7 protein-coding genes and 1 pseudogene are annotated in these 12,945 nt (G+C 72.4%); 3 read left to right on the plus strand and 5 right to left on the minus strand.

What is annotated here, in order from left to right:
* Together HTZ82_RS27845 and HTZ82_RS27850 are read left to right on the plus strand one after the other, a co-directional pair.
* Positions 1-242, plus strand: a pseudogene (locus tag HTZ82_RS27845) (4'-phosphopantetheinyl transferase superfamily protein); the annotation flags it as partial.
* Between the two features lie 17 nt (positions 243-259).
* Positions 260-1,675 carry a condensation domain-containing protein gene (locus tag HTZ82_RS27850; RefSeq protein WP_175412146.1) on the plus strand — a complete coding sequence of 472 codons (1,416 nt, stop codon included), beginning with the start codon at positions 260-262 and terminating at the stop codon, positions 1,673-1,675.
* A gap of 45 nt (positions 1,676-1,720) precedes the next feature.
* Here the strand turns inward: HTZ82_RS27850 and HTZ82_RS27855 are convergent, their stop codons facing one another.
* Complete coding sequence (locus HTZ82_RS27855; protein ID WP_175412147.1) at positions 1,721-2,263, minus strand: DUF6817 domain-containing protein; 543 nt, start codon at positions 2,261-2,263, stop codon at positions 1,721-1,723.
* Between the two features lie 165 nt (positions 2,264-2,428).
* Here HTZ82_RS27855 and HTZ82_RS27860 point away from each other — a divergent pair, with 165 nt between their 5' ends.
* The gene (locus HTZ82_RS27860; RefSeq protein WP_309235729.1) at positions 2,429-4,669 is read left to right on the plus strand and encodes an ATP-binding domain-containing protein; all 2,241 of its coding nucleotides are present in this window, start codon (positions 2,429-2,431) and stop codon (positions 4,667-4,669) included.
* Here the strand turns inward: HTZ82_RS27860 and glgB are convergent.
* From glgB to HTZ82_RS27880, 4 genes are all read right to left on the minus strand, one after another.
* Complete coding sequence (gene glgB / locus HTZ82_RS27865; RefSeq protein WP_175412148.1) at positions 4,656-7,010, minus strand: 1,4-alpha-glucan branching enzyme; 2,355 nt, start codon at positions 7,008-7,010, stop codon at positions 4,656-4,658. The two genes, HTZ82_RS27860 and glgB, sit on opposite strands and share 14 nt — an antisense overlap.
* 27 nt (positions 7,011-7,037) lie before the next feature.
* The gene (locus tag HTZ82_RS27870; protein ID WP_175412149.1) at positions 7,038-8,459 is read right to left on the minus strand and encodes a phosphotransferase; all 1,422 of its coding nucleotides are present in this window, start codon (positions 8,457-8,459) and stop codon (positions 7,038-7,040) included.
* 315 nt (positions 8,460-8,774) lie between these two features.
* On the minus strand, positions 8,775-10,538 hold the full coding sequence (gene treS / locus HTZ82_RS27875) for a maltose alpha-D-glucosyltransferase (RefSeq protein ID WP_175412150.1): 1,764 nt from the start codon (positions 10,536-10,538) through the stop codon (positions 8,775-8,777).
* A complete protein-coding gene (locus tag HTZ82_RS27880; RefSeq protein WP_175412152.1) occupies positions 10,535-12,526 on the minus strand; it encodes an alpha-1,4-glucan--maltose-1-phosphate maltosyltransferase in 1,992 nt (663 codons plus the stop codon). The genes treS and HTZ82_RS27880 overlap by 4 nt, the downstream gene beginning before the upstream one ends.
* Positions 12,527-12,945: the final 419 nt, after the last annotated feature.

A 12,945-nucleotide genomic window follows, 5' to 3' on the forward strand; every position in this document is an offset into this window, starting at 1 on the left:
GGGCGCTGCTGCGGCTGTGGGTGCGCAAGGAGGCCCTGCTGAAGGCCGGCCGGACCGCGTACGCCGCACCCGGGGGCCCGGACCTGTCCGGCCTCCCGTGGGCGGACGGCCCGCAGCCCCGCGCGAGCCGCGTCGGCGGCCTCCATGTCCTGGACTGGACGGACCACCGCCGGGCGGCCCTGGTGACGGTGGTCAGCGCCGTACCCGCCACACCCTTCCCCGCGAACCCCGCGCACTTCTGAGGTATCGAGGTCACCGCATGTCAGCACACCCCGCACACCCCGCACACACCGCAGAGCCCGTCACGTCCCTGACCGTCCCGTTCTCCGGCCTCCGGGCCGGAACGGCCCCGATGAGCTGGGGCCAGCGCGCGATCTGGAAGTCCATCGCCTGGCTGAAGGAGGAGGCCCACTACTTCAACACGCCCCGTGTGGTGCGAATCCCGGACGGAACGACCACGGACCGGGCCGTCGCGGCGATAGCGGGCGTGCTGACGCGCCATGAGGCTCTGCGGACGACGTTCGCGGACGGGCCGGACGGCGGGACACAGACGGTCCACGGCGAGGGAGAGGTCACGGTGGAGGTCCACGCCACCGCGGCTCCCCTGCCGGAGGAGGAGGCCGCGGCCTTCGCCCGCCGCCTGGCCGCGACGGCGTTCCGGCACGCGGACGAGTTCGGCATGCGGTACGCGCTGCTGACGTACGGCGGGCGGCCGGTGTGGCTGGTGCTGGTGGTGTCGCACCAGGTGAGCGACTTCTGGGGCGTCCGCGTGCTGGAGCGCGACCTGGACGTGCTGCTGCGCGGCGGCGACTTGGAGGAGGACGCGGCGTGGCAGCCGCTCGACCAGGCGCGGCACCAGCAGGAGGGTGTGGGCGCGCGGCGCGGCCGTGAGGCGCTGGCCCACTGGGAGCGCACGCTGACCTCCGTACCGGCGTCCCTCTTCGACGCCGCGCCCCCGGAGGACGGCGTCGCCGACGACGACCCGGAGCGCTTCGTACGGCTGCGCCTGGCGTCGCCGGCGGGTGCCGTGGCGGCGGAACGCCTGGCCGACCGCTGCCGGGTGAGCACGGGCACGGTGCTGCTGACGGCGGCCGCGGCGGTGCTGGCCGCGTACACGGGCCACGAGCAGGCGGTCCTCCTGCTGATCGCGGGCAACCGCAACGAACCCCGCCTCAAGGGCATGGTCGGGGCCCAGACGGAGAACGCCCTGTTCGTGATGGAGCCGGGCGACGGCACCTTCGAGGACGCGGTACGCGGCGGCTTCCTCACGGCGATGACCGCGTACCGGCACGGCGAGTACGACCCGGTGGCGATGGACGAGGTGCACGCCCGCGTCCGCCGCGCACGCGGCACGGACCTGGACCTGTCGGCCTTCTTCAACGACGTCCGCATGCGGGACCGCTGGGAGGCCCTGCCGGACGTGGCCCCCGACGACGCTGCGGCCCTGGAGGAACTCCGCGCCCGCAGCGAGATCTCCACGACCGGCACATGGCCGCGCCAGGACGCGAAGTACTTCGTCCACACGGAGTACGCCCCGGACCGCCTGCACCTGTACCTGATGGCCGACACGCACCACATCCCGAGGGCGACGATGCCGACCCTCCTGAGAGCCATGGAAACCCTCCTGGTGGCAAGCGCCCACGGCGAGACGAAGGCCCGCCCCACCCTCCCTTGACCCCGACGCCAAGCCGGTACGGTGCCGCGCCGCACCCCGCCCCGTTCAGGCGTCGGGCAGGAGCAGCACGTGTTGGGCGTCCTCCCAGGCGGCGGGTGACAGGAGGGGGCGGAGGCGCTGGAACAGGGTGAGGAGGCCGGGGCCCCACCGGTGGCGGAAGTCGGGGCTGACGGAGGCGATGTCGAGTTCGTTCGCGGCGGTCAGTTCGGCGAGGTCGCGGCGCTGCCGGTCGGACGGGATGTGCACGGTGCCGGTGAACCGGTCCCGGTAGGGGCCGTCGGGGCGTTCCAGGGTGGGGTAGGTGGCGTCGCGGTCGCAGGCGGCGTAGGCGTACACGAGATGCTCCGCCTCCGTGCCGACGGCGGTCCGCAGTTCCGCGCGGCGGTCGAGCGGGAGCAGGGCCGTGGGGAAGCCGTCCGTGCCGTAGAACGCGTGGCACAGGCCGGCGAGGCACAGCTCTTCGCGGGCGCCCCACGCGGCGAGGCGTTCCCGTACCCGCAGCAGATGGGCCGGCAGGGTGCCGCCGGGGTGGTCCATTGCCTCGGCTCCGCACGCCTTGAGCAGTGCGAGGGCTTCTTCCTCCGCCATGCGCGATCCCCCCTGGTCCCCGCACATATATGTCCCGATACACGGAAAAGCCCCGGTTCCGAATTGACGGCCGGGGTGTTGCTGCGCGTATATTTGATGGTTCCGTGCGCAGGCGTAACAAAGCGCCGCACGGAGCTTGAATAAACGCACGCTATCGCGCCGGGAGTGGAATTGTCAATCGGGGAATCCGAGGCGCTGCGGAAAGAGCAGCAGTTCATCAGTGAGCTCTACGCCCGGCTCGACGTCCTGCGCGAGCGGGCCGAAGCCGCCGTGCGCGAGGCGCTGAAGGACGCCGGGACCGGGCTTCAGGCGCGGTTGGAGCGTGACGTGCTGGTGGCCGAGCAGTCGGGGCTGCTCGCGGCGTACGACGCGGGGGACCAGGGGCTGTGCTTCGGGCGGCTGGTGTTCCGGGACGGGCGGGACCACCACATCGGGCGCGTCGGGATCCGCGAGGACGACGCCGAGCGGACGCCGCTCGTCGTCGACTGGCGGGCCGACGTCGCCCGGCCGTTCTACCTCGCCACCGGCCACACCCCCATGGGCCTCAGCCGCCGCCGCCACCTCACCACCCACGGGCGCACCGTCACCGGGCTGCACGACGAGATGCTCGACCTCGGCGACAGCACCCGCACCGGGCACGAGGGCCGCGACGCCGACGACGTGCTGCTCGCCGCGCTCGATGCCGCCCGCACCGGGCGCATGCACGACATCGTGCAGACCATCCAGGCCGAGCAGGACCGCATCATCCGCGCCCCGCACCAGGGCGTCCTCGTCGTCGAGGGCGGCCCCGGCACCGGCAAGACCGCCGTCGCCCTGCACCGCGCCGCGTATCTGCTCTACGCCTACCGCGAGCAGCTCGCCCGCCGGGCGGTACTGATCGTCGGCCCCAACCCCGCCTTCCTCGGCTACATCGGGGAAGTGCTGCCCAGCCTCGGTGAGACCGGCGTCCTCCTCGCCACCCTCGGCGAGCTGTTTCCCGGCGTCCGCGCCACCGGCACCGACAGCCCCGAGGCCGCCGAGATCAAGGGCCGCGCCGCGATGGCCGACGTCCTCGCCCGGTACGTCCGCGACCAGCAGACCGTGCCGCCGAGCCAGGAGCCCATCGAGATCGACCACGACGACTACGGCACCCTCCTCCTCGACCGCGACACCGCCGAGGACGCCCGCTGGGACGCCCGCTCCACCGGCCTGCCCCACAACCTCGCCCGCCCCCGCTTCGCCACCCGCGTCATCGACGCCCTCACCGCCCAGCTCGTCGAACGCCTCGGCGCCGACCCCTTCGGCGGGCCCAACCTCCTCGACGCCTCCGACGTCGCCCAGATCGGCAAGGAGGTCGCCACCAGCGGCGCCGTGCACGCCGCGATCGAGGAGCTGTGGCCCGCCCTCACACCGCAGCAGCTCGTCTCCCGGTTCCTCGACGACCCGTACGGTTATCTCCCGGACGGCGAGGCCGAGTTCGTACGGCGCCAGGACCCCCGCGCCCCCTGGACCCCCGCCGACGTGCCCCTCCTCGACGAGGCCGCCGAGCTGCTCGGCGACGACGACTCCGCCGCCCGCGCCGCCGCCGCCCGCGAGCGCGCCGAACGCGTCGCCTACGCGCAGGGCGTTCTCGACGTGTCGTACGCCTCCCGTACGTACGAGTTCGAGGACCAGGAGTCCGAGGTGCTCGGCGCCCACGACATCATCGACGCCGAACGGTTCGCGGAGCGCCACGAGGAGGCCGACCACCGCAGCGCCGCCGAACGCGCCGCCGCCGACCGCACCTGGGCGTTCGGGCACATCATCGTCGACGAGGCGCAGGAGCTGTCCGCGATGGCGTGGCGGCTGCTGATGCGCCGGATCCCCACCCGGTCCATGACCCTCGTCGGCGACCCCGCCCAGACCGGCGACGCCGCCGGCTGCGGCTCCTGGGAGGAGATCCTCACCCCGTACGTCGGCGACCGCTACGAGCACGTCACGCTCGGCGTCAACTACCGCACCCCCGCCGAGATCATGGAGGTCGCCGCGGACATACGGCGCGCCGTGGAGCCCGGCTTCGTACCGCCCCGCTCCGTGCGCTCCACCGGCCTGCCCCCGTGGGACCTGGCCGCGGACGACCTGCCGGGCGCCGTCGCCGCCGCGGTCGCCCGCGAACGGCGGGACCAGGGGCGGCTCGCCGTCATCGCGCCCGCCGCCCGCATCCCGGCCCTCGCCGCCGCCCTCCCGGACGCCGAGCACGGGCCCGACCCCGACCTGACCCGCCCCGTCGTCCTCATCGACCCGCGCCAGGCGAAGGGCCTGGAGTTCGACACGGTGATCGTCGTCGACCCGGACGCCATCCGCGCCGCCGGGCCGCACGGCGTCAACGACCTCTATGTGGCGTCGACCCGCGCGACCCAGCGCCTCGGCACCGTCAGGCCGGCCTGAACCACACCGTCGCCAGCGGCGGCAGCGTCATCCGGACGCCGTCCGGCTCCCGCTTCACCGGGTCGGCGTTCCGCACGTCGCTGCCGCCGTAGCGCGCCGCGTCCGTGTTGAGCACCTCCGTCCAGGCGGACACCCCGTCCGGCGCCCACAGCCGGTAGCCGTCGCGCACCACCGGCGAGAAGTTGCTCACCGCGAGCAGCGGATCGCCCTGCGCGTCGTACCGCAGGAACGCGAACACGTTGTCGTCGGCGGCGTCGCCCAGCGCCCACTGGAAGCCCTCAGGGACCGTGTCCCGCTCCCACAGCGCGGGCGTCGCCGCGTACACCGTGTTCAGGTCCCGGACCAGGTCCCGTACGCCCCGGTGGTCGCCCGCCGAGTGGTAGTCGTCGGCCAGCAGCCACCACTCGGGCCCGTGCGCCTCCGACCACTCCGCGCCCTGCGCGAACTCCTGCCCCATGAACAGGAGCTGCTTGCCCGGGTGGGCCCACATGAAGCCCAGGTACGCGCGGTGGTTGGCGCGCCGCTGCCACCAGTCGCCCGGCATCTTCGACACCAGCGCCTGCTTGCCGTGCACCACCTCGTCGTGCGAGATCGGCAGCACGTAGTTCTCGCTGTACGCGTACACCATCGAGAACGTCATCTCGTTGTGGTGGTACTTGCGGTGCACCGGCTCCTTCGAGACGTACACCAGCGAGTCGTGCATCCAGCCCATGTTCCACTTCAGGCCGAAGCCGAGCCCGCCCTGCTCCGTCGGGCGGGTCACGCCCTCCCAGGCCGTGGACTCCTCGGCGATCGTCACGACACCGGGGCAGCGGCGGTAGACGGTGGCGTTCATCTCCTGGAGGAAGCGGACGGTGTCCCAGTTCTCCCGGCCGCCGTGCTCGTTGGGCGCCCAGTCGCCGTACTCGCGCGAGTAGTCGAGGTACAGCATCGACGCCACCGCGTCCACGCGCAGCCCGTCGATGTGGAACTCCTCGCACCAGTACACCGCGTTGGCGACGAGGAAGTTCCGCACCTCCGTCCGGCCGTAGTCGAACTCCAGCGTCCCCCAGTCGGGGTGCTCCGCGCGGCGAGGGTCCGGGTGCTCGTACAGCGGCGTGCCGTCGAAGCGGGCCAGCGCCCAGTCGTCCTTCGGGAAGTGCGCCGGCACCCAGTCGACCAGCACGCCGACGCCTGCCTGGTGGAGGCGGTCCACCAGGTACTTGAAGTCGTCCGGCGTGCCGAGCCGCGCCGTCGGCGCGTAGTACGAGGTGACCTGGTAGCCCCAGGACGGGCTGTACGGGTGCTCCGCGACCGGCATCAGCTCGACGTGCGTGAACCCGAGGTCCTTCACGTACGCCGGGAGCACCTCGGCCAGCTCCCGGTACGACAGGCCCGGCCGCCACGACGGCAGGTGCACCTCGTACACCGAGAACGGCGACACGTGCACCGGGCGGTCGCCGCGGCGGGCCATCCACGCGCCGTCCTGCCAGACGTGCTCCGAGGCCGTCACGACGGACGCCGTCTCCGGCGGGCACTGGGTGCGGCGCGCCATCGGGTCGGCGCGCAGCGAGTGGTGCCCGTCCGGGCCCGTGATCTCGAACTTGTACAGCGTGCCCTCACCGACGCCGGGCAGGAACAGCTCCCACACGCCGCTCGCGCCCAGCGACCGCATCGGATGCCCCGTGCCGTCCCAGTACGTCCAGTCCCCGGCCAGCCGCACACCGCGCGCGTTCGGCGCCCACACCGTGAAGCGGGTGCCCGTCACACCCTGATGGGTCATCACCTGCGCGCCGAGCGCCCGCCACAGCTCCTCGTGCCGGCCCTCCCGGATCAGGTGCAGGTCCAGCTCCCCGAGCGCGGGCAGGAACCGGTACGGGTCCTCGACCTCCAGGTCACCGGACTCGTACGAGACGAGGAGCCGGTAGTCCGACGGGGCCTCCGCCGGCGGCAGCACCCCCGAGAACAGCCCGTCCCCGTCGTCGTGCAGCGCCCGCCGCTCCCCGCCCGGCAGCACCACGGCGACGCCGCGCGCCTGCGGCCGCAGGGCCCGGAACACGACACCGTCCGGCGCGGGGTGCCTCCCGAGGATCCCGTGCGGGTCATGGTGCTCCCCGGCGAGCAGCCGGCCGCGGTCGGCACCCTCGACCGGCCGGGCCGGCACCCCGTCCGCACTGACCCGCGGCCGCGGCGGCCTGCCGGCGGAGGCGGCGGTGGCGGGCGGGGCTCCGGTGGGCGATGCGGCTGAGGCGGGTGGTGTGGGGGTGTCCGGCTGGGCGGTGTCCAGTGTCGTCACGACGGCCTTGCCCTTCGGCTCGGCCGGGGTGGCGGGTGGTTTGCGGGTCGGGCGACGGGGGGTCACGGGGTGGGCCTCCTCGGGCGGATCAGGTCAGGTCAGCGGGTCGGGGGAGAGGTACGGGCCTGGCGCGTGCCGGGCGGCCAGGCGGCGGACGGCCGCCATCGGGACCGGAAGCCAGTCGGGGCGGTGCCGGGCCTCGTACACGACCTCGTACACCGCCTTGTCCGTCTCGTACGCGCGCAGCAGCGCCTGCTCCGCGCGCGGGTCGCGGCCGGACGCCTCGGCGTACCCGGTGCAGTACGCGTCGCGGCAGCGCTCCGCCCACGCGTCGGGGTCGGCGGGGCGGCAGGAGCGGGCCGCGTAGTCGAAGGACCGCAGTATCCCGGCGACGTCCCGCACCGGCGGCTGCGGCCGGCAGCGCTCCGCGAGCGGCTTCGTGGGCTCGCCCTCGAAGTCGATGACCGCCCAGTCGCCGCCCGGCGTCCGCAGCGCCTGCCCCAGGTGCAGGTCGCCGTGGATGCGCTGGGCCCGCCAGGTCGTGCCGTTCTCGGCGAGCGCGGCGACCGTCTCGAACGCGGCGCGCAGCCCCGGCACGTACGGCATGAGCGCCGGCACCGACTGGGTGGCGGCGTCCAGGCGGCGGCTCATGGCGACGGCCAGGTGCTGCGCCCGGTCGCGGGCCAGCGTGACCGTCGGCAGGGCGCCGGCCAGCGCGGTGTGCACCTCCGCGGTGGCCCGGCCCAGCGCCCCGGCCTCCACGGTGAAGTCCCGCCCGGCGGCCAGCGCGTCCAGCGCCAGCTGCCAGCCGTCCTGCGAGCCGCGCAGAAACGGCTGGAGCACGCCGAGCGTCGAGCCGTCCGCCTCGCCCGCCCCCGCCTCGTACCAGGCGACGGGCGCGGGCACCCGGGCGCAGCCGGCCCGGGAGAGCGCGAGCGGCAGCTCCAGGTCGGGGTTGGCCCCGGTGTGGATCCGGCGGAAGATCTTCAGGATGTACGTGTCGCCGTACACCAGCGACGAGTTGGACTGCTCGGCGTCCAGCACGCGCGGCGCGAGACCGTCCGGGATGGACGCCACGGTGCGGTGGAAGCGCAGCGGCCCGATCGCGCCCGGTGTGCGCAGCCGCTCCATGAGCACGGACGCGAGGCGCGTGTCGCCCAGCGCCTCGTACACGGTGCGCCCGGCGAGCGGGCCTTCGGTGACATGCCCGATGAGCGCGGGCGCCAGCTGCGGCGGCAGGGTCTCCCGTACGCCCAGGAGCAGTTGGTAGCAGTCGCCCGTCGGCGACGAGGTGGTGGCGAGGCCGGGCTGCTGGACACGGACCAGGATGTGCAGCAGGCCCGGTCCCGCGGTGTCGACCGGCAGCAGTTCGGTCGCCGACACCAGGGCGAAGCCGGTGACCGGCCGCCCCTTCCCGGCGAACCACCGTTTGTGCGGGAGCCAGTCATGGAGCAGCGGCGCCAGCGACGGCAGCAGGGCGACAGGTGCCCGGGCGGTGGATGCGGTCTCCGACATGGCAGCGCGTCCTTTCCCCGGGTACTACAGAATGCACGGAACGTGCAGAGTGTCCCGGAATGCGGCAAGGGCTGTCCGGCTGTGCGGGACGTGTCGGGCGGGGATGATCCGGATAGACCCGAATCGACGTATGAGGGGGACAGTGCCCAGGGCGGAGCGAGGGAAACGCGGCGTCCGCGTGGCGACCCGATCGGATCGGCCGGCGCGGACGCCCGGCACCGGCGGGCGGGGTTCCGCCCGGGGTCGGTGCCGTCACGCGTGCCCGGGGCTGTCGGGGCTGCCGGAGCTGCGGGAGCTGCCGGGGCTGCCCCAGGGCTATCGGGAAGCGGCAGGCTTCCGCGGGGTCTTCTTCATGGCGCGGGCCCCGGCGTGCTTCGGCAGCACCGTGTCCTGGCGGAGCCGGAACCAGTAGAAGCCGTGCCCCGCGAGCGTGAGCAGGTACGGCCACTCGCCGATCGCCGGGAACCGCACCCCGCCGATCAGCTCGACCGGGTGGAGCCCGTTGAACTGCCGCAGGTCCAGCTCCGTCGGCTGCGGGAAGCGCGAGAAGTTGTGCACGCACATCACCAGGTCGTCGCCGTACTCGCGGAGGAACGCGAGGACCGCCGGGTTCGACGACGGCAGCTCCGTGTACGAGCCGAGCCCGAAGGCCGGGTTCTGCTTGCGGATCTCGATCATCCGGCGCGTCCAGTGCAGCAGCGACGACGGGGACGCCATCGCGGCCTCCACGTTCGTCACCTGGTAGCCGTAGACCGGGTCCATGATGGTCGGCAGGTACAGCCGCCCCGGGTCGCACGACGAGAAGCCCGCGTTGCGGTCCGGCGTCCACTGCATCGGCGTGCGCACCGCGTCCCGGTCGCCGAGCCAGATGTTGTCGCCCATGCCGATCTCGTCGCCGTAGTACAGGATCGGCGAGCCGGGCAGCGACAGCAGCAGGGCAGTGAACAGCTCGATCTGGTTGCGGTCGTTCTCGAGGAGCGGGGCCAGGCGGCGCCGGATGCCGATGTTGGCGCGCATCCGCGGATCCTTGGCGTACTCCGCGTACATGTAGTCGCGCTCCTCGTCGGTGACCATCTCCAGGGTCAGCTCGTCGTGGTTGCGCAGGAAGATGCCCCACTGGCAGTTGGCCGGGATCGCCGGCGTCTTGGCCAGGATTTCGGAGACGGGATAGCGGGACTCCCGGCGGACCGCCATGAAGATTCTCGGCATCACCGGGAAGTGGAACGCCATGTGGCACTCGTCGCCGCCCGCCGCGAAGTCGCCGAAGTAGTCGACGACGTCCTCCGGCCACTGGTTGGCCTCCGCGAGGAGCACCGTGTCCGGGTAGGCGGCGTCGATCTCCTTGCGGACCCGCTTGAGGAAGGAGTGCGTCTCCGGGAGGTTCTCGCAGTTGGTGCCCTCCTCCTGGTAGAGGTACGGCACGGCGTCGAGGCGGAAGCCGTCGATGCCCAGGTCCAGCCAGAACCGCAGCGCGGACAGGATCTCCTGCTGCACCGCCGGGTTGTCGTAGTTCAGGTCCGGCTGGTGCGAGAAGAACCGGTGCCAGTAGTACTGCTTGCGGACCGGGTCGAAGGTCCAGTTCGACGTCTCGGTGTCGACGAAGATGATCCGGGCGTCCTGGTACTGCTTGTCGTCGTCGGCCCAGATGTAGTAGTCGCCGTACGGGCCCTCGGGGTTGGCGCGGGACTCCTGGAACCACGGGTGCTGGTCGCTGGTGTGGTTCATGACGAAGTCGATGATCACCCGCATGCCGCGCTGGTGGGCGGCGTCCACGAACTCCACGAAGTCCGCCAGGTCACCGAACTCCGGCAGCACGGACGTGTAGTCCGCCACGTCGTAACCGCCGTCCCGCAGCGGCGACTTGAAGAACGGCGGCAGCCACAGGCAGTCGACGCCGAGCCACTGCAGATAGTCCAGTTTGGCCGTGATCCCCTTGAGGTCGCCGATGCCGTCGCCGTTGCTGTCCTGGAAGGAGCGGACCAGCACCTCGTAGAACACGGCCCGCTTGAACCAGTCGGGGTCCCGGTCCTTGGCGGGGGTGTCCTCGAACGTGTCGTGGACGGGCTCGTTCACGGTCATGATGTGGGTGACCCTCCGATCGGGGGAGACGGTCGCAGGACCGTGAGGACGTGCGCGGGCGTGACACCCGGCTCTAGGCGCACGTAGTTGGTCCTGCCCCAGTGATATGTCTCACCGGTGAGCTCGTCGCGCACCGGTACGGTCTCGTGCCAGTCGAGGCCGAGATCCGGCATGTTCAACGAAACCGTCGCTTCCTGGGTGTGGTGGGGATCGAGGTTCACGACCACCAGGACCACATTCGACCCCGACCGCTTGCTGTACGCGATGACCGCGTCGTTGTCGGCGTGGTGGAAGCGCAGGTTGCGCAGCCGGCGCAGCGCGGGCTGCCGGCGCCGCAGCCGGTTGAGGGTGGTGACGAGCGGGGCGATGCTGCGGCCCTCCCGTTCGGCCGCCGCCCAGTCGCGGGGCCGCAGCTCGTACTTCTCGGAGTTCAGGTACTCCTCGCTGCCCTCCCGCAGCGGTGTGTTCTCGCACAGCTCGTAGCCGGCGTACATGCCCCACGTCGGCGACATCGTCGCCGCGAGGACCGCGCGCACCTCGAAGGCGGGGCGGCCGCCGTGCTGGAGGTAGGCGTGCAGGATGTCCGGCGTGTTCACGAACAGGTTCGGCCGCATGGACGCGGCGGTCTCCTGGGACAGCTCCGTGAGGTACTCCGTCAGCTCCTGTTTGGTGTTCCGCCAGGTGAAGTACGTGTACGACTGCTGGAAGCCGATCGCGCCGAGCGTCCGCATCATCGCGGGCCGCGTGAACGCCTCCGCCAGGAAGATCACGTCCGGGTCGGTGCGGTTGATGCCGGCGATGACCTTCTGCCAGAACACCACCGGCTTGGTGTGCGGGTTGTCGACGCGGAAGATCCGCACCCCGTGCGCCATCCAGTGCCGCAGCACCCGCGTCGTCTCGCGGACGATGCCCCGCATGTCCTTGTCGAACGCGATCGGATAGATGTCCTGGTACTTCTTCGGCGGGTTCTCGGCGTACGCGATCGTGCCGTCCGCCCGGTGGCGGAACCACGCCGGGCGCTTCTTCACCCACGGGTGGTCCGGCGAGCACTGGAGCGCGAAGTCCAGGGCGACCTCCATGCGCAGCTCGCGGGCGCGGGCCACGAACGCGTCGAAGTCGTCCAGCGTGCCCAGGTCCGGGTGGACCGCGTCGTGGCCGCCGTCCGGCGAGCCGATCGCCCAGGGCACGCCCGGGTCGTCGGGGCCGGGCGTCAGGGAGTTGTTCGGGCCCTTGCGGTGGGTGGTGCCGATCGGGTGGATCGGCGGCAGGTACACCACGTCGAAGCCCATCGCGGCGATCGCCGGGAGCCGCTCGGCCGCGGTGCGGAGCGTGCCGGTGACCAGCCGGCCGTCCTCGTCGTACCGTGCGCCCTCGGAGCGCGGGAACATCTCGTACCACGACCCGAACAGGGCCCGCTCGCGCTCCACGAGCAGCGGCAACTTCTTGGAGGACGTGACCAGTTCGCGCAGCGGATGGCGGGCGAGCGCCTCGCGGACGTCGGTGGCGAGCGCGGCGGCGAGGCGCAGCGCGGGGGAGCGGCGCACGTCGCGGAGCGCGTCCACGGCGGCGAGCACGGCCTCGCGGCCCTCGTCCTTCGGGACGCCGTCGGCGGCGCGTTCGTGGAGCGCGGCGCCCTCGGCGAGGACGAGTTCGGTGTCGATGCCCGCCGGGATCTTGATGCCCGCCTCGTGGCGCCAGGTGGCGACCGGGTCGCTCCACGCCTCGACGTGGTACGTCCAGCGGCCCTCGGAGGTGGGGGTGACCTCGGCGCCCCACCGGTCGGTGCCGGGTGCCAGCTCCCTCATCGGGGTGAACGGGCCGGGCCGCCCCGCCGGGTCGGTGAGGACCACGTTGGCGGCGACCGCGTCATGGCCCTCGCGGAAGACCGTGGCGGCGACCTCGAAGGTCTCACCGACCACCGCCTTGGCGGGCCGTCTGCCGCAGTCGACGAGCGGGGTCACATCCAGGACGGGAATGCGGCCAATCAGCGAGTTCACAGCTCCACCTGAGGGTTGTGTACGAGGTATCGCTCTTTGTAACTGCTCCGTTGACGCATGGCGTGGCGCAGGCATCACCGCTCCTCTCCGGGTTCACTCGGGTGGGCGGGTACCGGAGGAGCCTTCCCACGCCCCTCGGGTGGGCAATCCGGGGGTTCCGCACCTACCGGCACGTAGGGTCAGGCCGCCAGACAGCCGAGAACCGACCCCGTTCGATGGAATTACGGAGCCGGTTCACGGGCCGGGTGTGTCAGGCGGCCGTTCGGGCTCACCCGGGGTGCCGCCTAGGGAGTGTCCGGCGGATCATGCCGGCATCGCGGGACCTTCGCCTTGTGCTGTTGGTGAGCGGGTCTGGTGCGTGCGGATGCAAGGCGGAGGAGGGAGTGGTTGGGGTCTCCCCTGCTCGAGCG

It is taken from the genome of Streptomyces sp. TRM64462 (genome assembly GCF_013362995.1).
Taxonomy (GTDB): Bacteria; Actinomycetota; Actinomycetes; order Streptomycetales; family Streptomycetaceae; genus Streptomyces.